General features: G+C 29.5%; 14 protein-coding genes and 1 pseudogene. 7 read left to right on the forward strand and 8 right to left on the reverse strand.

The window, feature by feature from the left end:
- Positions 1–69: 69 nt before the first annotated feature.
- From BT0_RS04255 to BT0_RS04270, 4 genes are all read right to left on the reverse strand, one after another.
- On the reverse strand, positions 70–924 hold the full coding sequence (locus BT0_RS04255; protein ID WP_011772767.1) for a hypothetical protein: 855 nt from the start codon (positions 922–924) through the stop codon (positions 70–72).
- Complete coding sequence (gene ileS / locus BT0_RS04260) at positions 912–4,046, reverse strand: isoleucine--tRNA ligase (RefSeq protein WP_011772768.1); 3,135 nt, start codon at positions 4,044–4,046, stop codon at positions 912–914. The genes BT0_RS04255 and ileS overlap by 13 nt, the downstream gene beginning before the upstream one ends.
- Positions 4,031–6,187 (reverse strand): AAA family ATPase, encoded by a 2,157-nt coding sequence (locus BT0_RS04265; protein ID WP_011772769.1) that lies wholly within the window; start codon positions 6,185–6,187, stop codon positions 4,031–4,033. The genes ileS and BT0_RS04265 overlap by 16 nt, the downstream gene beginning before the upstream one ends.
- 94 nt (positions 6,188–6,281) lie before the next feature.
- On the reverse strand, positions 6,282–7,991 hold the full coding sequence (locus tag BT0_RS04270) for a phospho-sugar mutase (protein ID WP_011772770.1): 1,710 nt from the start codon (positions 7,989–7,991) through the stop codon (positions 6,282–6,284).
- Between the two features lie 118 nt (positions 7,992–8,109).
- On the opposite strand from BT0_RS04270, the gene uvrB reads away from it, so the two are divergent.
- The 3 genes from uvrB to BT0_RS04285 are packed head-to-tail and all read left to right on the forward strand — an operon-like array spanning position 8,110 to position 16,344.
- The gene (gene uvrB, locus BT0_RS04275) at positions 8,110–10,071 is read left to right on the forward strand and encodes an excinuclease ABC subunit UvrB (protein ID WP_011772771.1); all 1,962 of its coding nucleotides are present in this window, start codon (positions 8,110–8,112) and stop codon (positions 10,069–10,071) included.
- A 34-nt stretch (positions 10,072–10,105) separates the two neighbouring features.
- Positions 10,106–12,946: an excinuclease ABC subunit UvrA gene (gene uvrA / locus BT0_RS04280; RefSeq protein WP_011772772.1), complete on the forward strand. Its 2,841-nt coding sequence runs from the start codon at positions 10,106–10,108 to the stop codon at positions 12,944–12,946.
- On the forward strand, positions 12,901–16,344 hold the full coding sequence (locus BT0_RS04285) for an LPS-assembly protein LptD (RefSeq protein ID WP_011772773.1): 3,444 nt from the start codon (positions 12,901–12,903) through the stop codon (positions 16,342–16,344). The genes uvrA and BT0_RS04285 overlap by 46 nt, the downstream gene beginning before the upstream one ends.
- A gap of 55 nt (positions 16,345–16,399) precedes the next feature.
- Here BT0_RS04285 and BT0_RS04290 read toward each other — a convergent pair whose 3' ends face one another.
- The 3 genes from BT0_RS04290 to BT0_RS04300 are packed head-to-tail and all read right to left on the reverse strand — an operon-like array spanning position 16,400 to position 19,137.
- On the reverse strand, positions 16,400–16,921 hold the full coding sequence (locus tag BT0_RS04290; RefSeq protein WP_011772774.1) for a hypothetical protein: 522 nt from the start codon (positions 16,919–16,921) through the stop codon (positions 16,400–16,402).
- A 26-nt stretch (positions 16,922–16,947) separates the two neighbouring features.
- Positions 16,948–17,538 carry a ribonuclease H family protein gene (locus BT0_RS04295; protein WP_011772775.1) on the reverse strand — a complete coding sequence of 197 codons (591 nt, stop codon included), beginning with the start codon at positions 17,536–17,538 and terminating at the stop codon, positions 16,948–16,950.
- A 6-nt stretch (positions 17,539–17,544) separates the two neighbouring features.
- Entirely contained in the window at positions 17,545–19,137 is a 1,593-nt protein-coding gene (locus BT0_RS04300; RefSeq protein WP_011772776.1) for a hypothetical protein, read from the reverse strand.
- Between the two features lie 155 nt (positions 19,138–19,292).
- On the opposite strand from BT0_RS04300, the gene arcA reads away from it, so the two are divergent.
- From arcA to arcC, 4 genes are read left to right on the forward strand one after another with little or no spacing between them, the layout of a single operon-like run.
- Positions 19,293–20,522 carry an arginine deiminase gene (arcA, locus tag BT0_RS04305; protein ID WP_011772777.1) on the forward strand — a complete coding sequence of 410 codons (1,230 nt, stop codon included), beginning with the start codon at positions 19,293–19,295 and terminating at the stop codon, positions 20,520–20,522.
- A gap of 19 nt (positions 20,523–20,541) precedes the next feature.
- Positions 20,542–21,537, forward strand: coding sequence for an ornithine carbamoyltransferase (argF, locus tag BT0_RS04310; protein WP_041178543.1), 996 nt, complete (start codon positions 20,542–20,544; stop codon positions 21,535–21,537).
- Positions 21,538–21,587: 50 nt separating this feature from the next.
- Positions 21,588–23,003, forward strand: coding sequence for a YfcC family protein (locus BT0_RS04315; protein WP_011772779.1), 1,416 nt, complete (start codon positions 21,588–21,590; stop codon positions 23,001–23,003).
- 17 nt (positions 23,004–23,020) lie between these two features.
- Positions 23,021–23,953, forward strand: a complete 933-nt coding sequence (arcC, locus tag BT0_RS04320; RefSeq protein WP_041178597.1) for a carbamate kinase — start codon at positions 23,021–23,023, stop codon at positions 23,951–23,953.
- Positions 23,954–24,388: 435 nt separating this feature from the next.
- Here arcC and BT0_RS04325 read toward each other — a convergent pair.
- A pseudogene (locus tag BT0_RS04325) lies at positions 24,389–24,607 on the reverse strand (TIGR00159 family protein); the annotation flags it as partial.
- Between the last annotated feature and the right edge of the window lie 247 nt (positions 24,608–24,854).

Below are 24,854 nucleotides of genomic sequence, written 5' to 3' on the forward strand. Positions count from 1 at the left end.
TATAAGAAGGGGTTTTAAAGTAAAGTTTGAATAAACAATTTGCATATGCTGATTTTGCCTTTTATTTTATTAATAGTATGGTCTATTTGATTCAGATACTTGGGATTTTTCGTCTTTAGTTAGTATTAAACTTGTTATAAATTCTTTGATGCTTATCTTGTTAACATTAAATTTAAGTTCTACGGTATTTTGATCTTTTATTCTAGTTTTTATAGGACTTGAGATTATTATTTTTGTCGTGCTTGCTAATAGGATTGGTATTAGTTTCTTTGATAAAATAGATAGTATTGCTGGATTATCAGTATGTAAGTAAGCTTGTAAATTATAATCCTGGTCATTTTCACTGTTTGCAATGAATATTCCCTTGTTGAAGGGAATACGATTTATTTTCTTTATGTTATTTGGCATTAGTTTAGCTATATCCTTTATCCAAAAGAATATTTCATTTTGATCAAGTATGTCAATATATTTTGTTGTTAGTATGTTTTCACTTTCCTGAGTTATTTCTTTTTGATTTATTAGAATTCCTTTTTTATTTTTAGTGGGAGTGATATATATATTTGAATTTTTTATTTTCCATTTTGGTTTTATAAATATGTTTCCATAGGATTCAAAATTTGAGTTATTTTGTATTCCCCAAAAGATATTTTTGGGGAAATTTCCTGTTATTATTACTGAGAAAGTTTCTGGATCTTTTGTGTAACTTAAGTATAAGTTACCAACAGTGTTAAGTCCGATTTTGTATTTGAATTTGAGTTCATTGTAGATGAATCTGTTTTTAGATAGATTTATGTAAGCGTATATGTCTGATGATGGGTCTAACAACATAATTGAAGAGATGTTGTTCTTAGGTGGACAGTAATTTAAAGTTTCACATCCTATAAAAAGGATAGCCATGAAAATTTTGATAATTAGTTTGACCATCTTTTGATACCTATCTTTATGAATATTGCATCGTCAAGTTCTACGTTTGTTAATGCCTTTTCTTTATTAATTTCTATTTTGAGTGTTAAGGTTTCCGTTTTAATATAGCTTTCAAATTGATTTGTTATTTTCTTCAATATATCACTGTTATCTATGTATAGTATTATTCTGTCACTAACATTGAAATTATTTTCTTTTCTTAAATTTTGTACTTTTCTTATAAGTTCTCTTGAGAGTCCTTCTAAATATAATTCTTCTGTTATTAGTGCATCTAATCCAATTGTGACAGAATCTTCATTTATTATTTTTAAATTTTCTCTTTCATGTCTTTCTAAGATTATATCTTTTAGCGTAATATTATATGTATTTTCATTGATTTTAATTATATGTTTGTTACCATTTATTATTTTTAATATATCTTCGTTTGTTAGTTTCATTATTTCTAATGATCCTACTTTCATATTTACTCCAAGTTTACTTCCAAGTTCTCTAAAGTTTGCTTTTGCTTTGTAAGTTACAAGTTCTTCTTCATTGGATTTGATTTTTATTTCTTTTGCGTTAATTTCTTCAAGTATTATTTCTTTCATTTCATTTAGTATTTGTTGTTCTTTTTGATCCTTGGTAACAACATAGATTGTACTTATGGGTTTCCGTATTTTGATATTATGTGATGCTCTGAGTGCTCTTGCAATTGAAACAACTTTTCTTATAAAGTTCATTTTTTCTTCAAGATCTATGTTAATAAGTTTTTCAATTGCTTGTGGATATTTGTTTAGATGGATTGATTCTTTTTCATCTTTGGTCTTTAGATTTTGATAAATTTCTTCTGTTAAGAACGGGATAAATGGTGCAAGCATCAACATTAAGTTTTTTATTACATAATATAGCGTTTCATGGGCATCGATTTTATCATTATCATTCTCAGATTTCCAAAACCTTCTTCTTGATCTTCTGATATACCAATTATTTAGTTTGTCGATAAATGCAAGAAGTTCTTCTATTGATTTTGTTAAATTATATTTATCTATTTCTTCATTTAATATTTTTTTTAGACTTTCGATTTCGCTAACTATCCATTTATCAAGGATATTAGTTTTGTGTAGATTTATATTATTATTAGGTTCAAATTTGTCAATTATTGCATAAGTTATGAAAAATGAGTAAGCATTCCAGATAGGGATTATAATATTTTTTAAAACATCTTTAACCCCGTCATCGCTATACTTTAAATCATCAGCTCTTATCACGGGACTCATTACTAGGTAAAGCCTTAGAGCATCAGCTCCAAATGTGTTTATTACTTCCATTGGATCTGTGTAATTTCTAAGTGATTTTGACATTTTTCTTCCATCACTAGATAATACTAGTCCATTAACTATTACATTCTTAAACGCTGTGTTTTCAAAAAGTGCAGTTCCTAGGATTGTTAATGTATAAAACCATCCTCTTGTTTGGTCTAGACCTTCTGCAATGAAATCAGCAGGGAAAATATTATGGAAGTTATCTTTATCTTTAAATGGATAATGCTTACTTGCGTAGGGCATGGAACCAGATTCAAACCAGCAGTCTAAAACTTCACTTGTTCGAACATATACACCACCATATTCACTGGGCCAAGTAATTTTATCAACTTTATCTTTATGTAAGTCATTCACCTTTTGTCCTGAAAGTCTCTCAAGTTCTTCTTTGGATCCTATACATATTTTGTTTCCTGTCTTTGAACATATCCAAACTGGTATTGGATTTCCCCAAAATCTGTTTCTGCTTATTGCCCAATCTCGTGCATTTTCTAGCCATTTGCCAAATCGTCCTTTTTTTAAGTGTGAGGGCATCCAGTTTATTTGCTCATTTGATTTTATGAGTTTTTCTTTTATTGCTTCAATATTTACAAACCATGAGCTTATGGGTCTGTAAATTAGAGGTGAATTTGTTCTGTAGCAAAATGGATATCTGTGTAGAAAGTTTTCTCGTTTGAATAAAAGGTTCATTGATTTTAATTTTTCTATTATTTTATTATCTGCATCTTTAACAAATAGTCCTTCAAAATCTTTTACTTCGTTTGTAAATCTGCACTCGGCATCTATAGGTGTTATCATGTCGGTTTTTGTATTATTTTTAAGTATGTTATAGTCTTCTTCTCCAAAGGGTGCGATATGTACTATTCCGGTTCCATCATCAGTTGTGACATATTCTGCTGTATGAATCTTGAAAGCCCCTTTATCCCGTTGGTTTAGGAAATAGTTAAATATGGGTTCATATTCTATTCCTTTAATATACTCACCTTTAAATTGTTCTATTACTGTATATGCTTTTTCATCTTTATAGTAGTGATTTAACCTTTTTGTGCCGATTATAAATGTTTCATCTTTTTCCTTATCAAATATTTTAGAGTAATCTATATCTTTGCCGACAGCAATTCCAAGATTTGTAGGTAGTGTCCAAGGAGTTGTTGTCCATGCGAGTAAGTATTCATTTTTATCTTTGATTTTAAATTTTATAGTTAGTGATGGATCATGAATTTCCTTATATTCACCGAGATTAACCTCAAAGTTTGAGAGAGGAGTTGCAAGTTTCGGAGAATATGGTAGTACATAGTAGCTTTCATAAATTAAACCTTTATTGTAAAGTGTTTGGAATACCCACCATACAGATTCCATGAAGGTTGTATCCATTGTTTTGTAATTGTTTTCAAAGTCGATCCATCTGCCTAATCTTGAAATTGTTTTTTGCCATTCTTTTGTGTATCTAAGAACTATTTTCCTACATTCTTCATTAAATTTATCAATTCCATATTTTTCTATTTCGTATCTGCCAGAGATTTTTAAGGATTTTTCTACTTCATATTCTACGGGTAAGCCATGAGTATCCCATCCAAAATATCTCTTAACCTGTTTGCCTTTCATTGTTTTATATCTTGGAATGATATCTTTAATTGTATTTGGAACGAAGTGTCCAAAATGTGGAAGTCCTGTTGCAAATGGCGGTCCATCATAGAATGTAAATTCTTCACAACCTTCTCTTTGTTGTATTGATTTTTCGAAAATTTTATTGTCATTCCAAAATTTTAATATTCTCTCTTCTATCTTAGGGAAATTTACTTTGCTTTCTACTTTCTTGAACATAAGATTTCCTTTTGTTTAATTTTTATATTATTTTGGTCTAAATATATTTTTATTAGATTAATATTGGGATTTTTGAATATTTGATTGATAATTTTTTCTTCTATTTGTTCTTTTATTGCATTTAAAATGCTTCTTGCTCCGGAATTTTTGTCATAATATTTGTTGATTATATGATTTTTAAGATTGTCATCAATCTCTATTTGAATATTCTTTAGTCTAAATTTTTTAGTGAGTTCTTTGCAATAGTTGTTATAAATTAGGCTGAGGTCTTCTTCTTTTAAGATATTAAGAATTATTTTTTTTTGTATTTTGTCTAGTAGTGATGATTTGAATCTTGTTTTAAGCTCATTGTTGATTTCGTTTTTGATATTTATATTATTGTCTGTTTTATTAAATCCAATACTTCCCTTTCCAAGTAGTGTTTTGGTACCAATAGATGTACTTAAAACAATAATGGTGTTTTTAAAGGATATTTTGTCTTCTTTACTACTAATTAGTTCTCCGTGCTCAAGTATTTGTTCTATGATAGTAAGCACAGAATTATGAGCATGTTCGATATTTTCAAGTATAATGAAGGCTCTAGGATTATGTTTTAATCTGTTTGTTAAAATGCCACCGTCAGCATAGCCTGTATATCCTGGATTCGTTCCTATTAATTTTGATATGGAAGTTTCTTCTCTATAGTCTGACATGTCTAGCTTTAGTATTGAGTTTTGATCTTCAATAATGATGCTTGATATTGTTTTTGCTATCATTGTCTTTCCGCTTCCGCTTGAACCTATTAGCAATATTGATGTTAAAGGTTGCGTATTATTATTGATTTCGAGTTTTGTTTTGACCATTTCTATAATTATTTCATTTATAGCACATTCTTGCCCAATTATTTTTTCTTTTATGTGTCTTGCTTCTGTTTTAAGCGTATCAATTTCTTCTTTGATGTTAGATTTTATCTTAATATTTAATAGTTCATCTGTTGCGCTTTTAATATCTTCTACATTGATTATTTTTTTATTTGTTTCTTTTTGCTTTTTTTGAGCCCCGGCAATATCAATTAGATCAATTGCTTTATCGGGAAATCTTTTGTTAATTAGATATTGTGATGATATCTTAATAACATTTTCTATGGCTTCTTTTTCATAAGTGACACCGTGATAATCTTCAAAGTTTTTTATTATGTTATTGATTATATTGAGAGTTTCTTTTTCATCGGGTTCTTTGATCGATATTGTTTGAAATCTTCTAGTAAATGCTTTATCTTTAGAAATATGTTTTCTATATTCATCATAAGTTGTTGCACCTATTATTTGTATTGCAGAGCGAGACAAAACGGGTTTTAAAATATTTGCTGCGTCAATAGAGCCTTCAGAGTTTCCAGCTCCTATTAGAGTGTGTATTTCATCTATAAATATTATTATGTCTTTATTGTTTTTAATGGATTTAATTATGTTATTTAATCTTTCTTCGAATTCTCCTCTATATTTTGTTCCTGAGACTAAGTCAGAAGTGTCAATTTGTAGTATTACTTTGTTTTGTAGTTGGTTCTTTATTTCTTTATTTGCAATTTTGATGGCAAGGCCTTCAACAATTGCCGTTTTGCCAACACCAGGTTCTCCTATTAAAATTGTGCTATTTTTGTTTCGTCTCTCAAGTATGTTTATTAGTGATTGAATTTCTTTTTCACGACCGATTAAAGGATTGAGTTTTTTTTCTTTTGCAAGTGTTGTCAAGTTTTTAACGTATTTATCAATTTCAAAATAGTCATTTGTAAGTCTTATTTCATCTTCGAATTCTTTGTATGTTTCAATTAACCTTATTTTGTCTATACTTGCTATCATATTTTCTTCATTAAAGTTGAAGCTTAACTTATTAAGTTTATATTTCTTGAGAAGTTTTTTCGTTTTTAAGATTTGATAAAAAATCTCTTTTATACCTATTGAAGGTTTAGACTTAAACTCTTTTTTTGTTTGTTCAATAAGAATGAAAATTTCTCTGTTTATCTTTGGAATTATAATTTCATTAGTACCAATTAAAACTTTTTCTAACTTTTCTATTTCACATAATGTATCTTGTTTGATATTTTTTAAAGTTTTGGTATCTATTTTTTTTATTTCAGATTTTTTTGGACAAACTAATATAGACATTAATAAATGCCAAATTGAAACTTCTCTATTTTTATTTTTTCTAGCAACTTCTCTAGCGGCTACTTCGACTAGGTTTATTAGGTTCTCTGCTATATTAATACTTTTCTATCTCCATTTTTATACTATTTATTATATCAAAAATATTGTTTTTTTGTTCGTATCTTGAATATATGGATACATAAAATTTAATTTTTGACTCTGTTCCAGATGGCCTGATGGTTATTTCTATTTCGTTTTCTAATAAAAATTTTATTGCATTTGTAGTATGCTTGTATTTTGTTATTTTATATACATTGCCATTCATATCGGTTTCTGTTAACTTTTTGTAGTCTAATTTTTTGATTATGTTAATTCCTGCAAAATTTTTTTTAATTTCGTTCCTAAAATTTGACATTAATTCTTCTCTTAAAAAGTCCCCATTACTTCCTTGAAAACTTTTATTAATTATAAAGTCTTCATAATATCCAAACTCTTTGTACATTTCTTGAAGATATTTTCCTATTGTTATTTGATTCTTTTTTAATGTCAACATTAAGTCGCAAAATCCTTTTATGGCTGAAAATGCGTCTTTATCTCTAGTTCCAGTTCCAATTAAGTATCCATAACTTTCTTCACATCCAAAAGTAAATTTTTTGTTTGGTTCTTTTGTTTTTATCTCATCTATTAAGTGCCCTATCCATTTAAATCCTGTATATGTTCTATATAATGTTGAGTTATATTTTTTTGCTATCTTATTTAGCATTGGTGTTGTAGTGAAAGAAGCTATCACAAATACATTTTTAGGATTTTTTTCTCTAGATAATAAGTAATTCATTAAAATGCATGCAATTTGATTGCCATTTAGAGTTTTCCATTTTTTATCCTCATTAAAGGCTATACCCATCCTATCAGCATCTGGGTCGGTTGCAAATGCAATATCACAGTTTTCTCTTTTTGCAAGTTCTATTACTTTGGACAGGGTAGTATGTTCTTCAGGATTAGGATAATTGACTGACGGAAATTCTGGGTCAGGGATTATTTGACTTTGTTCAATTAAAAGTTCTACTTTACTGCCTTTAAATAACTCCTTTATTATTGTTCCTCCTGTCCCGTGCAAAGGAGTATATGCTATTTTTAAATTTGTGTTTTTGCTTTTTTTATTGAAATCAGGAAATTCTTCATTTATTTTTTCTATGTATGCTATATCAATCTCATCATTAAGTTCTATTATTGCTTGCTTATTTATACCTTCTTCTTTTGTAAGTGTATTTTTAACATTAGATACTTTTTTGATTTCTGATATTATTCGTGTATCATGAGGAGGTATTATTTGAGCACCCCCTTTCCAATATACTTTATATCCATTGTATTCTTTTGTATTATGACTTGCTGTTATCATTATTCCAAGATCGCAATCTAATTTTCTAACTGTATATGATAACTGGGGTGTTGGCCTTAGATTTTTGTATATATAAACTTTAAGGCCATTTGATGCAAAAATTTCTGCAGCGTCATATGCAAAATTTTTTGAGAAGTATCTTGAATCATAACTTATTACAACTTTAGGATTTTGTGTGATTTCAAGGATGTAATTGGCAATTCCTTGACTTGCTTTTGTAATATTGTAGGTGTTGATATAGTATGTTCCAGCTCCAATGATGCCTCTCATTCCAGCGGTGCCAAATTCTAGATCTTTATAAAATCTATTGTACAGTTCTCTCTCATTATTTTCATTAAGTAATCTTATTGCTTCATCTTTAAAATATTTGTTTTTTTCAAGTTGAATGTATTTTTCTACTTTTTTTTTAAGTTTATTATTTTTCATACTATTTTCCTTTATTTTATTATTTGAGAATCTATAATTAAATTATAGAATAATAAAGTATTAAGTATAGAATTAGTTATTATATTTTGAGTTACAATTTTTTTTCTTTGAGGTCTTCATGCAATTTTGTTTAAGGTCTGATTATTCTCCTGCTGGTGATCAATCAAAAGCAATTAGAGAAATTGAGGAATCTATTTTACTTGATAATAAATATCAGACTTTAAAGGGTGTTACAGGTAGCGGTAAAACTTTTACAATCGCTAATATTATTAGAAATTTAGAGAGACCTGCTTTGATAATTAGTCATAATAAAACTTTAGCTGCACAGCTTTATAGGGAATTTAAGGATTTTTTTCCAGATAATGCAGTTGAGTATTTTGTTTCTTATTATGATTATTATCAGCCTGAATCTTATGTTCCATCAAAAGATTTGTATATAGAAAAAGAAGCCACTATTAATGAAGATATTGAAATAAAGAGGATAAGGACAGTAACATCTCTTTCTAGGAGGCGAGATGTTATTGTTGTTGCTACAGTTTCTTCGATTTATGCATTAGGTTCTCCAGAATTTTTTAAGAATGCTGCCCATGCTTTTTTTGTAGGGCAAAAGATTTCTATTAAAGAGATAGCAGATATTTTTGTTAAGCTTCAGTATGAAAGAACTCTTATGAATCTTGAACATGATAAGTTTTCTATTAAAGGTGATGTCATTGAAGTATGGCCTAGTAATGAGCATGGTGATTTTGCATATAAGATTTATTTAGATTTTGATGAGATTGTTAGGATAAGCAGGATTAATCCACTTACAAAAAAGATTTTGGGAGTTACTGATGAATTTACTCTTTTTGCTAAGTCTTATTTTGTTATTCCTTATGAAAACATATTGGATGCTCTTTCTAAAATACAAGTTGATTTAGAAATACAATATCATTCTTTTAAAGAAAATGGTAAGTTTGTTGAGGCTGAAAGACTTAAGCAGAGAGTAGAATATGATATTGAAATGTTAAGAGAAACCGGGTCTTGTCAGGGCATAGAAAATTATTCTAAGTACTTTAGTGATAGCGAGATGGATAGACCTTACTGTCTTTTTGATTTTTTTCCCAAAGATTATTTGTTATTTATTGATGAATCCCATGTTACTTTGCCTCAATTTAGAGGAATGTATAATGGAGATTATTCAAGAAAATTAAATCTTGTAAATTTTGGATTTAGACTTCCATCAGCACTTGCAAATAGACCCCTTAAGTATCATGAATTTGAATCTTTGATTAATCAGGTTGTTTTTGTTTCAGCAACTCCTGGCCTTGAAGAGTGCGAAAAAAGTAGTGTTATTGCTGAACAAATAATACGTCCAACGGGTCTGATTGATCCAGAGATTATTCTTAGAGTTTCAGATGGACAGATGGAAGATCTTTATAATGAAATTCAAAAAAGGGTGGCTTTAAATGAAAAGGTTTTAATTACAACTTTGACAAAAAAAATGGCTGAAGATTTAACAGATTATTTATTAAGTCTTGATATAAAGGCTAGATATTTGCATGCAGAGTTTAATGCTATTGAGAGAGTAGATATTATTACATCTCTTAGAAAATCAGAAATTGATGTTATTGTGGGCATTAATTTATTAAGGGAAGGTTTAGATATTCCTGAGGTTTCTCTTGTTATCATACTGGATGCTGATAAAGTAGGATTTTTAAGATCTACTACTTCTTTGATCCAAATGATTGGTAGAGCTGCTAGAAACTCAAATGGTTGTGTTATAATGTACTACGATCACGTAAGTTGTGCAATGAGAGAGGCTATTGACGAAACTAATAGAAGACGGAATATTCAAATTGAATACAATAAAAAAAATAATATTGTTCCAAGGACTATTATTAAAAAAGTACAAAATATTTTAGAAAAAGAATTAAAAAATGAAACCGTTGATTATGACATTGGAAAAATTATTTCTGATGACAAATTATCTAAAAAGGATCTTATCATTAAGCTTAAGTTTAAACTTGAAGAGGCAGTTTGTGATGAAAGATTTGAGGATGCTATCTTTTTGCGAGATAAAATAAGAGAGCTTGTTAAGTAAGGGGTGAAAATTTTTAAGGTGAGGAGTTTATACCTTGAGAGAAAAAATTACTGTCAGAGGTGCAAGAGAGCATAATTTAAAAAATGTTAATGTTGATATTCCAAGGAATAGTTTGGTAGTGATATCTGGAAAGAGTGGTTCTGGTAAGTCCTCTTTGGCTTTTGATACAATTTTTGCAGAAGGGCAGAGAAGATATATGGAGTCTGTGTCATCTTATGCAAGGCAGTTTTTGGGAGTAATGAAAAAACCCAATGTTGAGTATATAGGCGGACTCTCTCCTGCTATTTCAATTGAGCAGAAGACAATAAGCAGTAATCCAAGGTCAACTGTTGGTACAATTACTGAAATTTATGATTATTATAGATTGCTATTTGCTAAAATTGGTAAGCCATATTGTCCAAATGATGGAAGTTTAATAGAGGAACAATCTTTAGATAATATGATTAATACTATTTTAAGTTATGCTGAAGGGTCTAAAGTTATATTATTTGCGCCTGTTGTTATGGGCGCAAAGGGTGCTCATAAAAAAGAGCTTGAAAAGATATTAAATCAAGGGTTTAGTAGGGTAAGAGTAGATTCTCAAGATTATTTGATAGAAGACGCTGTTAATTTGAGCTTAGATAAAAATAAGAAACATAATATTGAAATTATAGTAGACAGAATAAAATTGAGTAGTAATATAAGAATTAGACTTTCAGAATCTATTGAGACTGCTTTATCGATTTCTAATGGATATTTACGTGTAGAAATTGAAAATGATTTAGAAAAAATAGATAAAATCTTTACAGAACATAATAGTTGTCCTCTGTGTGGGTTTTCTCTTCCTGTCATAGAACCAAGGCTTTTTTCGTTTAATAGTCCATTTGGAGCTTGTAGTGAATGTTCGGGTCTTGGCATTACACTTGATTTTGATTTTGAGAAGATTTGTCCTAATGTGAAGCTTTCTTTTAATGATGATGCATTTATTACCTTTAAACCCAGTTCGTCTTGGGCTTTATCAATTTTTAAGGGACTTGCTAAACATTATGGTTTTAGTTTAGATACTCCTATAAAAGATATTTCTGAAGATATTCTTAAAAAGATTTTGTATGGCGCCAATGAAAAGATAGATTTTATCTATAAATCTAAAGAAATGGAGAGTAAAGAAATAAAAGGTGGTTTTTATTATTCTAAGGAATTTGAGGGCCTTATTCCTCTTTTAAAGAGGCGTTATCTTGCAACTGAATCTGAGAGTGCTAGATTATTTTATGAAGGTTTAATGTCTCGCAAAACTTGTAATTCTTGCAAAGGTAAGCGATTAAGTCTTGGGGCTTTGTCTGTTAAATTGAGCGGCAAAGATATTCAAGAACTTAGTAATCTTTCTGTTATAGATTCTTATTCTTTTTTTGATAAGATTGAGCTTGATGAGCTTGATGTTAAAATTTCTAGGGAAATTTTAAAAGAAATTAAAAGTAGGCTTAAATTTTTGATTGATGTTGGACTTTCTTATTTATATTTAGATAGGATGTCTGGAACTCTTTCAGGGGGTGAGGCTCAACGAATTAGACTTGCTACTCAAATAGGCTCGGCTCTTGCTGGTGTTCTTTATGTACTTGATGAGCCTAGTATCGGATTACATCAAAGGGATAATGAAAAATTAATAAGTACTCTTGTTAATTTGAAAGAGCTTGGTAATACGGTAATTGTTGTAGAGCATGATGAGCAGACTTTGCGTACTGCTGATTATATTATTGATGTTGGACCTGGAGCTGGGATTTATGGTGGAGAAATAGTTGCTAAGGGATCTTTATCTGATATTTTAAATAATGATTATAGTGTGACTGGAAAGTATTTAAGTGGTCAACTTAAAATAGAAGTTCCAAAAATAAGACGTAAAGTAGGAAAAGCTGAAATTGTACTCTTAAATGCTAGTAAAAATAATTTAAAAAATATTAATGTGCGTATTCCTTTGGGAGTTTTTACTGTAATAACAGGAGTTTCTGGTAGTGGAAAGAGTACCCTTCTTAATGAGATATTATATCCTGCTCTTGATAGTAGGTTAAAATCAAATACAAGTTATTTTGATGGTTTTGGGGATGTCATTGGGTATGAGCAAATTGATAAAGTTATTCAAGTAAATCAAAAACCAATAGGTAAAACACCAAGATCAAATCCTGCAACTTATGTTGGATTTTTTACGGAGATTAGGGAACTTTTTGCAAAGCTTCCAGAGTCTAGAGCAAGAGGATTTAAGGCTGGTAGGTTTTCTTTTAATGTTAAGGGTGGGCGTTGTGAAAAATGTCAAGGTGATGGATATTTAAATATTCAGATGCATTTTTTGCCTGATGTTTTTGTTCCCTGTGATTTGTGCAAGGGAAAAAAATTTAATGAGGAAACTTTGGAGATTAGGTATAAGGGAAAGAATATTTATGATGTTTTAGAAATGAGTGTTCTTGAGGCTAAAAATTTTTTTGAAAATATTCCAAAAGTTAATCATTATTTAGAGATTTTAAAAGAAGTGGGGCTTGAATATATTAAATTAGGTCAAGCATCAACAACCCTTTCAGGAGGAGAGGCTCAGCGGATCAAATTGGCTTTTGAGCTTGGCAAAAAGAGTACAGGAAAGACTTTTTATATTATTGATGAACCAACAACAGGTTTGCATTTTGATGATATAAGAAAATTGTTAGAGGTATTGCAATTGCTTGTTCAAAATGGAAATACTGTAGTCCTTATAGAACATAATTTAGATGTGATTAAACAGGCAGATTATATAATAGACTTAGGTCCTGAGGGTGGAGTATCTGGAGGAAATATTATTGTATCTGGAACTCCTGAAGAGGTTTCAAAATGCAAGAGTTCCTATACGGGAATGTTTTTAAAAGCTCTTTTGTAATATTATTTTTGGTAAATATTTTTAATTATTCTATCTTGTTTGCTCAAGATGTTAATGATAAAAAGAGTTTAAAAGATAAAAAAAATCTAACTTTAATGCAAAAAGCTAATTTGAAAGAACTTGAATTTTCTAGTGATGAAGATTTAAAAAAATGGGCATTAAGAGAAGGTATTGAAGAGAAAGATGTTTCTAAGATAAAGTCATTACTTTTGGAAAAATTTGGTATATCCCCTGAACTTTTTTCAAAAGATAGCAACGATGTGGGTAGATATAAAATAATCATTGAGAGTACAGATAATCTTGAAAATTTTACTTATGAGATTACTGGGGATGAAACTATCATATTTAAAGGGAAAGTAAATCTTGTTATTGAAGACGTTAAAGATAATAAAAAGCATAACATTAAGGGTGATAAAATTATTTTTAATAAAAATTCCAAAAAGCTTTTTTCTAGTGGAAATGTCGAATATAAATTTGATTTGAGTACTGATGAGAAGTTATATTTTTATGGCGGTGAATTATTTATTGATTTTGATTCTCAGAATTTTCTTCTCAAAAATGGAATTGTTCAAAAAAAAGTGAATAAAAATTTAATTGACCATATTGTTTCATTTGGGGGAAAAGTTTTAAGGAGATTGGATAATGATTCAAACATATTAGAAGAGGCTTTTATTACAACTAGTAAGATTCCAGAACCTTATTATTCTATTAGAGCCTCTAAGATATGGATTTTGCCATCTGGGGACCTTGGTATTTTAAATGCTGTGTTTTATATAGGAAGAGTACCTATATTCTATATTCCATTCTTTTTTAAACCAGGTGATAGTTTGTTTTTTAATCCATCTTTAGGATATTCTTCAAGGAAAGGACTTACTCTTTTTAATACTGTATATTTATTGGGGAAAAAATCTGCTAATATTGATGATGTTTCTTTTTTAGATTTTGATTTTCATTCAGTATACAATTCAGATAAAAAATCTTATATTAGAAATGGTTATTTAACTTATTTCTTTGCAGAAGATATTGTTTCTAAAGTTAATCAAGACCATGTTAAATTGATTTTTGATATTTATTCTAATTTGGGGTTTTATTCAGGTATTGATTTTAATTTAGGTGAGACTTTAGATCTTTTTAAAACTTTTGAAGGTAGTTTTGGCATAGGCTTGACAAGAACTCTATATAAGCATAATATTTCTGGTGACTATCGCCCTTTTGAAGGTAATAGTATCAATTACTCCCTTTTTAGTTTTGATAATATAAATAAGGGTGACATATTTGGATTTGAGGTTCCCTTTAGGTATTTGCTTAAATCTAAGTCTGAATTTTTAATCAGTGATGCGCTTTTTTCATTGATTTTTGAGCATTATTCAGATCCTTATGTGATGATTGACTTTAAAGATAGATTAGAGAGTGCAACATTTTTTTCCGTTTTAAGTCCTCTAAAAGATTCATCAGAAACAGAAAAGATGATAAGGACATTTGATTGGAATTTATCTTCTTTTTATAATCAAACTTTTGATAATAATACCCTTATTGATTATAGATTAAATAATCTTGGATTTACTTTTAAATTGGCAAATTATGAGAATATTTTTGGTAAAAATCCTAAAAGTATTAAAGATCCAACTAGGAAATGGTTTTATTTAGAGAGAATTTATCTGCCTTATATCGATTTAAATTTTCAGAAAGAGCTTTATAATAACAGTTGGACTTCTCTTTCTGATTCTAAGGTTAAAGAAATAATTATGGTACCCAAGGTCAAAAATATTGGAGATAATGTTGAGGATGACAAAGATAAAAGTAATGCCAAAAAACTTAAGGAGAAAAAAGATTTAACCAAAGATTTTTATTTATCTCCCAAACCAATTGTTTCTAATGATCTGAGTAAGCAAGATTCTTTTTATATAAGATTGGGCATGAATCCTTATTTTAAAAATAATATATTTTTTGATAATTCTAAATTTAAGTCTCCCCAGGAGTTTAAATATGATGTGAAAACCTATTTGTTTGAGATTAAAAATAAAATAGATTTAAAATTTCATGCTGATTTTTATAATCGGCTTGTTACTTTTGAAGATATTTTTTATCTTAATACTATAGAGTATAATCCCTTAGACAAAGATTATAATTTGGTGGATAAAGACAAGAAGGGCGAACATTCACTTATTAATAAATTTAATTTAAATTTATTGCCTTTTATGCTGTATCCTGCTTTTTCTCGGAGTAGTATTAGGTTTGAGAACAAAATTACTCTTTATTCATTTGATAAAAAATATGATAGAGATTCTAAAATGTTGGATGGCAAGAGCAATTCCGTTTTTTTGAAAAGTCCTGAAACTTTGCATCAAGAATTGAATTTTGGCTTGATTTATGACTATAGATTTTTTACTACTAGTCTTTCAGGTGTGCTGAAAAATACTTTTGAAAATATATATGCTTCTTCTGAGCTTAAGTTTGCGATGGAATTTCCTTATTTATTACAAGAAGTAGGTATTGGAATTAAATATGATAAGAAATTTAAGGAAGATGAGAAAAAGTCTGTTTTTAAAAATACTTCTATTAATTTAAAACCTTTAAAACCCATTTCTCCTTATAAGAATTTAGAGATGCATCCTGCTTTGTATTATAAGATAGAGCCAAGATATTTAGATTATTTAAAGCTTATCTTTCTGGTTGCTTATGATCCTTTGATTAATGGGGTATCTGAACTTTCGTTTAAGTTTAGTGCTTATGATTTTAGATTTGAATTTGCTATGAAAAATGATTTTGAGTATAAGTATGATAAATTGATTAGCGATTTTGCGAAGGTAGGATCCACAACTAAGCTTATTCCGTATTCTTTAAGTTTTCAGTATAAAAAAGATTTATATGATTTTAAGTTTTTTGATGAAAAATTTAAAATTGGACTGGGAACAGATGTTGGATGGAAAATGAATTTGCAAAAATTTGTTGATAATGAATTTTGGGCTGAGTTTACTTTTAAGTTTAGGTATACTAAGTTTTTTGAGTTGAATTTTTCAACTCGTTCTATTAATACTAAAACTTTTAGATATTTTGGAGGATATATGGAACAGGTTGAGCTTGAAACGGTTAATCTGTTTGCAGATCTGTTTAAGTCATTTAATTTCTTTAATATTCAGGATAGAAAGGATTCATTATTTAAAATCAAGAAAATTAGTACAAGCTTTAAATTTAATTTTTATGATTGGCAATTTGTCGGGGAGTATAGTTTAAGTCCAGATATTTTAAAGGATAATAGCGGTAGGTATTCTTCTATTTGGAGAAATAATTTTTCAATTTATATTTCTTGGAATTTCTTTGAACCTATTAAATCATCGTTGGAAAGTAATGCAAGTACTAATTATGAACTTTTAATTAACCGTAAAACTAAGAAATAAATGGTACTAGTTGATTATCTATGTAAAATAATTCTTTTTATAGATTTGAACTTTTTTAGATTTTTGGGATTCTTGATATTACAATATCAATGGTTTGTTTTGGATTAATGTTAGGTTTTGTTATGCTCAGTTTTAAAGTAGCTGGATATTTGATTTTGTTAAATATATGCTTTTGTGTTTTTGAGTTATTGATTGCGAGCTTGGTGTTTTGCTCGGGTTGCCCTAATAAATAAATTTTAAATGTTTGAGAAGTTTTTGGTCCAATTAATAATTCTTTATATTTATTTTTATAAATTTTGAGGTTATTTATTAGTTTAGTATCATTTTTTTTTGTAACGATATTTTTGGAATTTAAATTTGTATGTTGCCAGTTTATTTTTACGATTTCGTCACTTGTATTTGTGAATTCAATATATATGTATTCGTCTGTTGCCTCAATATTGTCTACACTAATATATTGGGCATTGGATTTTATTATCTTAAAATTTGTTTTACATTCTTGTTTAAACCTTATTGTAGTACAGGAGATTATGATCGGTATGCTTATGCATATTTTAAAAATATTTTGTGTTTGCATGTGTTTTGCTTTATATAAATATTATTTTACCTTTTATGGAAGCCAAGATCCGCAATATTATTGTCTCCTGATATCAATAATATCGTTCCTCCTTTTTCTTCAAAAGTATGTCTTAATTTGGTCACATTTTGAATTAATTTGATAGTATTTTTATTTAAGTTTTTATTGTAAAATCCTTTAGACCAATAATCAATTACTAGTTTGCTATCTCCAAATATGTTCTTTGTGTTTTCTTGTAATGCTATTTTGAGTGCAATATATAATCCTAAAAGTTCGCCGTAATTGTTGCTAATTCCATCAAAATCTTTAACGTAGTAATTATTATAATCATTAATTAGACTTTGATCTATTATTTTGTTTAGTATGGATACTCCTTTTTCATTAACAACTCTAATTTCTACTCCTTTGCCTCTTCCAGTTCCAGAGTCAAAGTATATTCCTGTTGGGTAGATATCGTTCTTTCCATCTCTTGAGAGCCAATTTTTTGCTTCTTCTTTTGTTTTGAAGCTCTTTATTTTATTTTTTTGTCCTATAATTTTGTTTTTGCATTCTTCCCAAGATGTGAAGATCATTTTTTCATTTTTGTCGTTTAATATGCATGCGTAGTATTTTTTCATGTTGAATTAACTCCCTAAGCACCAAGAATTAATTATATTGCAAGATTTGCCAAACCTTTTTTCTTTTGAACTTTTTATTTCTATTGAATCTTTTATTTCTCTATTATACCCAATAAATTTTTCTCTAAGAGTTGGTTTGATAACTCTTTTTGGTAACATACTGGGAAATATTCCTGATATTGTGTATGACATATAAAAATCGTAAGCAGCTGCATTTATCTCTCCAGGAGTCACTACACCAGATACTTCATAATTTCTTGAGACATCAAGACCAGCTATTCTGTATGTTCTGTCAACTACTAATGAACAATAAGTTTTATGGTGGATCTCTTCAAGATTAATTGAGTCAGTCCACATATTAGAAGACAATAGGGGAACCATATATCCAAAATTATTGTCAACATATCTGTTTTTAGCAAAATTTATTGCTTTTTGAATAGTTCTTTTGTCTGTTATGGGTGAGAATATTTTTAGTATCCTTGATTGTATATAAGTTGTGAGTTTTTCATAGCCTGAACCCTGAACAGATGCTGTGTCAAATTTGATTTGATTGCTTGTGATTACTGATTTTATATCGAAGCTGTCTTCTCCTTTAAATACAATTTTTTTTGTATTGTCATACTTATCAGCGTCAAATATTCCTGTGTGTTGCCAAAAATAGAAAAAGTCAGTCCAATCTATTTTTGGTTTTATTAGCAGTATGTCTCCATTTGACAAAATGGATCTTAGTTTTTGCGGTGTTATTTCTATTCCTGTTTCTGGATCTATTATATTAGGAATTAATTTGTAATTACTTGTTGAGTTTAGTTTTTGTTGTGATTTTGTTGAATAGTATGAATTATTGTATTCATCAGCAATTGTTTGTTTTTGCAGTATTTCTGTTATTTTGTTATTTTCAATTTTTAAATGAAGCATGAATCTCTTGAAATATTGTTTATCATTAATTTTTAATAATTGATTTGCTATTATGTGAGGAGATATGTATTCTATTCCGTTTATTATATCTTTATTGACAGCATAATTGGTTATGCTGTCTTGAGGGAAAAAAGAGTTAGTGTTTTCAATGGGTATATATCCCATATTTTTTTCGTAAAATATTTGTTCTAATGATGCTAAAATTTCCTTGTCTAAATACATTTGTGCTTCTGTTAGCTCTGTAAACTTTTTATTAAGTGAATTTGGTTTAATTTCGTCAGATTTTTTTCTAAAACTTGTATCAACTTTAATGATTAAATATCCATTTATATTGCTTTGTTCAATAAATTTTTTCCATTCTTGTGAATTATTTAGGTGTCTTTGATAGGCCAGTAGATAGTTTTGTATTTCTTCTATTTTTTGGGGACTTATTTTTAAGTCTATTGCTAATGTTTTTAATAAATTGGGAGATCTTGTATGCTCTAATATTGTGTCTATTAGATGTGATGGTATGTGATATGTAGTATATGTCATATTAGTTACGAGGGCATGATTGGGTGGATAGTGATGGGTTAACAGGATAGTATTTGAACCGTAATTTTTTTGATCACTTTTGCTAAATAAAGAACACGAACATATTAGGTAGAGACTTATTAAATTGAATATATATGTAAGATGTTGCATATCAATATTTTATCATATTTAGTTAAGTATTAAGCTTGTTTGTTTTTTATAGGTTTTAATTATGTTGATTTTTTGTCGTTTAAGTTTTAATATATTAACTAAGTGTAATAAATTAAAAATTTTTAAACTTTTTTATAAAAACAGAGGTTTTTGTTATGCAGTATTTAAAACCAATAAGTGTATTCTCAGAAATAGGTCGTTTAAAGAGAGTGTTGCTACATAGACCAGGAGAAGAATTGGAAAATCTGACTCCTTCAATAATGCAAAGGTTATTGTTTGATGATATTCCTTATCTTGAAGTGGCAAGGCAAGAACACAATGCTTTTGCGGATATTTTAAGAAATAATGGAGTTGAAGTTGTCTATATTGAGGATTTAATTAGTGAAACTATTTCTCAGTGTGATAGTGTCAAAGATCAATTTATATCACAATTTATTTTTGAAGCAGGGATCAGAACTGAGAATAAGACTCAAGCTTTGAAGGATTATTTTTATAATATGTCTGTTAATGACATGATTTCAAAAATGATAGCTGGGGTTACAAGGGATGATCTTAAAAATTATAAATCTGATTCTCTGAACTTTTTAGTAAACAGTGAATATCCTTTAATTGTTGATCCTATGCCCAATATACTCTTTACGAGGGATCCTTTTGCGAGTATTGGTCATGGTGTAACAATAAATAGGATGCAAACTAGGGTTAGACGTAGGGAAACAATATTTGCAGAGTATATTTTTAAATACCATCCTATTTATAGAGACAATGTTCCTATATGGTATACTAGGGATGAAGATACTACGTTGGAAGGTGGAGATGAGTTAGTTCTAAGTCGTGATGTTTTGGCTATTGGTATTTCTGAGAGAACCGAATCTGAATCTGTTGAAAAAGTAGCGCGCAAACTTTTTCAACAAAAAACATCTTTTAGTACTATTTTAGCTTTTCAAATCCCACAAAGTAGGGCTTATATGCATCTAGATACGGTTTTTACTCAAATAGATCATACTACTTTTACAAGTTTTATTAGTGATGATATGAAATTTACCATTTATGCTTTGACTTATGATTTGGGTTCTGGCAGTATTAAAGTTAAAAGTGAAAAGGCTAAATTGGAGGATATTTTAGGCTTCTATCTTGGGAGTAAGGTTAATATGATAAAGTGTGCTGGAGGGGATTTAATTCATGGAGCAAGGGAACAATGGAATGATGGTGCTAACACTTTAGCAATAGCACCTGGAGAAGTAATAGTTTATTTTAGGAATCATGTAACTAATAGATTGCTTGAGGAATTTGGGATTAAAGTTTATAAAATGCCTTCTAGTGAGCTTTCACGAGGAAGAGGAGGCCCTAGATGTATGTCTATGCCTTTAATAAGGGAAGATATTTAGTTTAATGGAGGAAATATTTATGTATGATTTACGAGACGATTTACGAAAGAGAAGTTTTTTAAGGCTTTTAGATTTTACTCAAAAAGATGTGAGATATTTACTTGATTTGTCTCATAGTTTGAAGAAATCTAAGTATGCAAGATTTGAAGAACAAAAACTTAAAGGAAAAAATATAGCTATAATTTTTGAGAAGGACTCAACAAGAACAAGATGTGCGTTTGAGGTTGCTGCTTATGATCAAGGAGCCCATGTTACTTATTTGGGGCCAACCGGTAGTCAGATAGGTAAAAAGGAGTCGATAGCTGATACCGCAAGGGTATTAGGAAGAATGTATGATGCTATTGAATTTAGAGGGTTTTCTCAAAAAGCAGTTGAGGATTTAGCTAAGTATGCTAATGTTCCGGTTTATAATGGGTTAACAGATGTTGCCCATCCAACACAAGTACTTGCTGACTTTATGACTATTGAAGAACATAAGGGATGTTTAAAAAATTTGAAGATGGTCTTTTGTGGCGATGGTAGAAATAATGTTGCTAATTCTTTAATGGAAGGGTGTGCTATTATGGGGATGGATTTTAGAATATTTGCGCCAAGAGAACTCTTCCCAGATCCAGAATTGGTAAGCAAAACAAGATTGATAGCCGCTGAGAGTGGTGGTAATATTACTATTTCTAGTTCTCTTGAGGAAGCAGTGAAAGATGCTGATATTGTTTATACTGATGTTTGGGTGTCTATGGGTGAGACTAATTGGAATGAGAGAATTAAACTGTTAAGACCATATCAAGTTAATAGTAAGCTTATGAAATTGGCAAAGGAAGATGCAATATTTATGCATTGTTTACCAGCTTTTCATGATTTGAATACGGTCCTTGGTAATGAAATATTTGATAAATATGGGCTTGAAGGTATTGAGGTTACACATGATGTTTTTGAAAGTGGTCAGTCTGTTGTGTTTGATGAGGCTGAGAATAGGTTACATACTATTAAGGCTGTAATGGTTGGAACTTTGGGATAATTAGTTATAAATTTAGATTAGAAAAATGTAAATTTATTAGGAGAGATAAGATGGTTAAGAAGAATAAAATGCCAAGTAGTTTTACGATAGTATTTTCTTTAATAGTGTTTATGACTATATTAACTTATATAGTTCCTGCTGGTGAATTTTCTAAGGAAACGAGGGAAGTTAATGGAAATTTACAAGAAGTTGTTGTGGCGGGGACTTATCATACAGTAGAAAGGGCTTCTCGGGGATTCTTAGATGGTATTTTTACTATTTTAACAGCAATGGCTAAAGGAATGGAGCATGCTGTTGAAGTTATTGTATTTGTTTTGATTGTTGGTGGAGCTTATGGAGTGATTTTAGGAACAGGTGCGGTTGATGCAGGGATAGCTGCAGCAATTAAAAAAATGGGAAATAAGGATAAACTTTTGATACCATTTATGATGTTTATTTTCTCCATAGGAGGAACTACAACGGGTATGTATGAAGAGACACTTCCATTTTATCTTATTATGATTCCATTAGTAATAGCCTTGGGCTATGATAATATTGTAGCTGTTGCAATTATTGGATTGGGAGCTGGTGTTGGAACCATGGCATCTACTATTAATCCATTTGCTACAGGTATAGCATCAGCTATAGCTGGTATTGAAATAAAGGATGGTTTTTATTTCCGTATTATTTTGTATATAGTTTCTGTGTCTGTAGCTATAGTGTATGTGTTGATATATGCGATTAGGATAAAGAATGATCCTAAGAGGTCTATAGTGTATGAACAAAGGGAAGAACATTATAATCTATTTGTTAAAGGTAAGATGGGTGATAAGGAAAATGGTATGCCTGAATTTACAAATAGACGAAAGATGGTATTGGTATTATATGGAGTGATGATTGTATTTTTAATATATAGTATTTTGGAGCTTGGTTGGTGGATGCAAGAGATGACGATGTTATATCTTGGTACAGCAATTTTATCAGCGTTTATATGTAAAATGAGCGAATTAAAGATGTGGGAAACATTTGTAGAGGGAGCTAAAGATATGATGACAGCAGCGCTTATTATAGGCATGGCTCGAGGAGTGATGATAGTAGCTGATGAGGGAATGATTACAGGAACTATATTAAATGCAGCATCAGAATTTTTATATGGAGTACCTAAAGGTCTATTTGTAGTGTTAAACGAACTTGTACAGATGTGTATAGGGTTTATTGTGCCTTCATCATCAGGACATGCAAGTTTGACGATGTCAATGATGGCACCATTGGCTGATTTTTTAGACATGCCAAGGTCATCAGTTGTGTTGGGTATGCAAACAGCATCAGGTCTAGTTAATTTATTAACCCCAACAAGTGGAGTTATAATGGCTGTATTGGGTATAGCAAGGATTAGTTATGGTAGTTGGTTTAAATTTGTAATGCCAATATTTGTGATTGAATTTGTAATATGTATTTTAGTTATAATGGCAAATGTATATTTATAAAAAATGAGGGAGTATGTATGAGTAAAAGAATTGTAATAAGTCTTGGGGGGAATGCATTAGAAGGTGGAGAAGGAACATTTTGTGATCAATTGGCAAGAATAGAGAGCAGTGTATGTGAGATAGTAGATTTGATAGAGTATGGTTATGAAGTAATTATCAGTCATGGTAATGGCCCGCAAGTAGGAAGGATTTTGCTAGAGAATGAGATGTGTAAAGAAACACCATTGGCACCGCTTGATGTGTGTGTTGGTATGAGTCAAGGGATGATAGGGTATTATATTGAGCAGGCACTGCGGAATGAGATGTGTAAGCGAGGAATTAGACGGGGAGTAGTAGTAGTGCTTACGCAAGTTTTGGTAGATAAAGAAGATGAGTGTTTTAAGAATCCTAGTAAACCTATTGGACCATTTTATGATAAGGTAAGAGCGGAAGAGCTTGAAAGTAAGGGATATATTTTAAGAGAAGATAGTGGAAGAGGTTATAGGCGAGTGGTAGCATCGCCTAAGCCAATTGAGATTATAGAAATTGGAGAGATAAGTGAATTAATGAACAAAGGATTTATAGTGATTGCGTGTGGAGGAGGTGGTATTCCTGTTATAAGAGATGACATAGGAATTATTAAAGGAGTAAGTGGCGTAATTGATAAGGACTTTGCGTCATCTAGATTAGGACAAGATATTGGAGCAGATAAGTTATTGATAGTTACTGCTGTTGATCAGGTAGCATTAAATTTTGGCAAAAAAGACGAAATTTTACTTGACAAGGTAAATATTGTTGATTTAGAGAGATATATAGGAGAAGGACATTTTGCAGCAGGGTCTATGTTGCCTAAAGTAGAGGCAAGTATTGGATTTGTAAAGTCTAAAGGAAATAGGGAGGCAATTATTACATCACTGAATAAAGTTATTGAAGGAATAAATGGTGTAGGAGGCACGATGATAACTAGATAGGCTCTAAGAGGTAGCTTTGAGTAATCCAAAACTTTAGGTCAAAGATTTTAAATATTAATGTGAAACTTGAAAATGAAGAATGGATAACCTGTTTAGTAAATAAAGGGAACGGGCCTTATGCAGATCTAGTAGCTTTTTTGAGTTTATTACAGAAAAATTTTTCATACTTTAGCTCATATAAATACTTTAATGAGGTATATAATAATCTTATTGCTTAATTTGATCTTGAACAAGACTTAATTAAGAGATAAGATGTTTTAATAAAATCTGAAAGAAATAATAACAGAGAGAGGGTTGCCTATTGTTCCAATTATAGAATAGATATGCAAAAAATTATCTATTTAGAAATGATAAATGGACTGGCTGGCAACCCAATGCTACGGAAAAATTTGTTTTCTATGAGCTTAGGAGAATTAAATCACAAAAAACTACTAATAAAACATAGCAAATATATTGCCAATTTATTGTGTATAAGTTGAAATAATAAGACACGATACCAATGGATGTAATGATGATCATTCCTTTGAGTAAATTTACAGAATAAGAATTAATAACATTTTTATAGATATAATAAACTAAAATGCTGATTAAACTTACATCTAATACTTTAGAGAAAATATCTTTTATTTGATTTATACTACTTATATCTATCATAATCATTTTTATTCAATATATTCATATATGTTAAAATAATACCATATATAAATATATTGAATATATTCATAGTTATATATATATATATATATTGTAATACAAGTTAATGTTAATTTAAATTTATTTTTTGTTTATGGGTAAAAAAGAAAAGATTATAGCTTTGATATTTGATTTTGATGACACTTTAATTTATGGTAATATGCAACAGGTACTTTTTGATGAGTATAATGTTAATGCTAGCTTATTT

The organism is Borrelia turicatae 91E135, assembly GCF_000012085.2.
Classification (GTDB): Bacteria; Spirochaetota; Spirochaetia; order Borreliales; family Borreliaceae; genus Borrelia; species Borrelia turicatae.

What these genes read in the sequence shown, in the direction of transcription:
- BT0_RS04255 (WP_011772767.1), bottom strand. Translation starts at nt 924, where the DNA reads ATGGTCAAACTAATTATCAAAATTTTCATGGCTATCCTTTTTATAGGA.
- ileS (WP_011772768.1), bottom strand. Translation starts at nt 4,046, where the DNA reads ATGTTCAAGAAAGTAGAAAGCAAAGTAAATTTCCCTAAGATAGAAGAG.
- BT0_RS04265 (WP_011772769.1), bottom strand. Translation starts at nt 6,187, where the DNA reads ATGTCTATATTAGTTTGTCCAAAAAAATCTGAAATAAAAAAAATAGAT.
- BT0_RS04270 (WP_011772770.1), bottom strand. Translation starts at nt 7,991, where the DNA reads ATGAAAAATAATAAACTTAAAAAAAAAGTAGAAAAATACATTCAACTT.
- uvrB (WP_011772771.1), top strand. Translation starts at nt 8,110, where the DNA reads ATGCAATTTTGTTTAAGGTCTGATTATTCTCCTGCTGGTGATCAATCA.
- BT0_RS04285 (WP_011772773.1), top strand. Translation starts at nt 12,901, where the DNA reads ATGCAAGAGTTCCTATACGGGAATGTTTTTAAAAGCTCTTTTGTAATA.
- BT0_RS04290 (WP_011772774.1), bottom strand. Translation starts at nt 16,921, where the DNA reads ATGCAAACACAAAATATTTTTAAAATATGCATAAGCATACCGATCATA.
- BT0_RS04295 (WP_011772775.1), bottom strand. Translation starts at nt 17,538, where the DNA reads ATGAAAAAATACTACGCATGCATATTAAACGACAAAAATGAAAAAATG.
- BT0_RS04300 (WP_011772776.1), bottom strand. Translation starts at nt 19,137, where the DNA reads ATGCAACATCTTACATATATATTCAATTTAATAAGTCTCTACCTAATA.
- arcA (WP_011772777.1), top strand. Translation starts at nt 19,293, where the DNA reads ATGCAGTATTTAAAACCAATAAGTGTATTCTCAGAAATAGGTCGTTTA.
- argF (WP_041178543.1), top strand. Translation starts at nt 20,542, where the DNA reads ATGTATGATTTACGAGACGATTTACGAAAGAGAAGTTTTTTAAGGCTT.
- BT0_RS04315 (WP_011772779.1), top strand. Translation starts at nt 21,588, where the DNA reads ATGGTTAAGAAGAATAAAATGCCAAGTAGTTTTACGATAGTATTTTCT.
- arcC (WP_041178597.1), top strand. Translation starts at nt 23,021, where the DNA reads ATGAGTAAAAGAATTGTAATAAGTCTTGGGGGGAATGCATTAGAAGGT.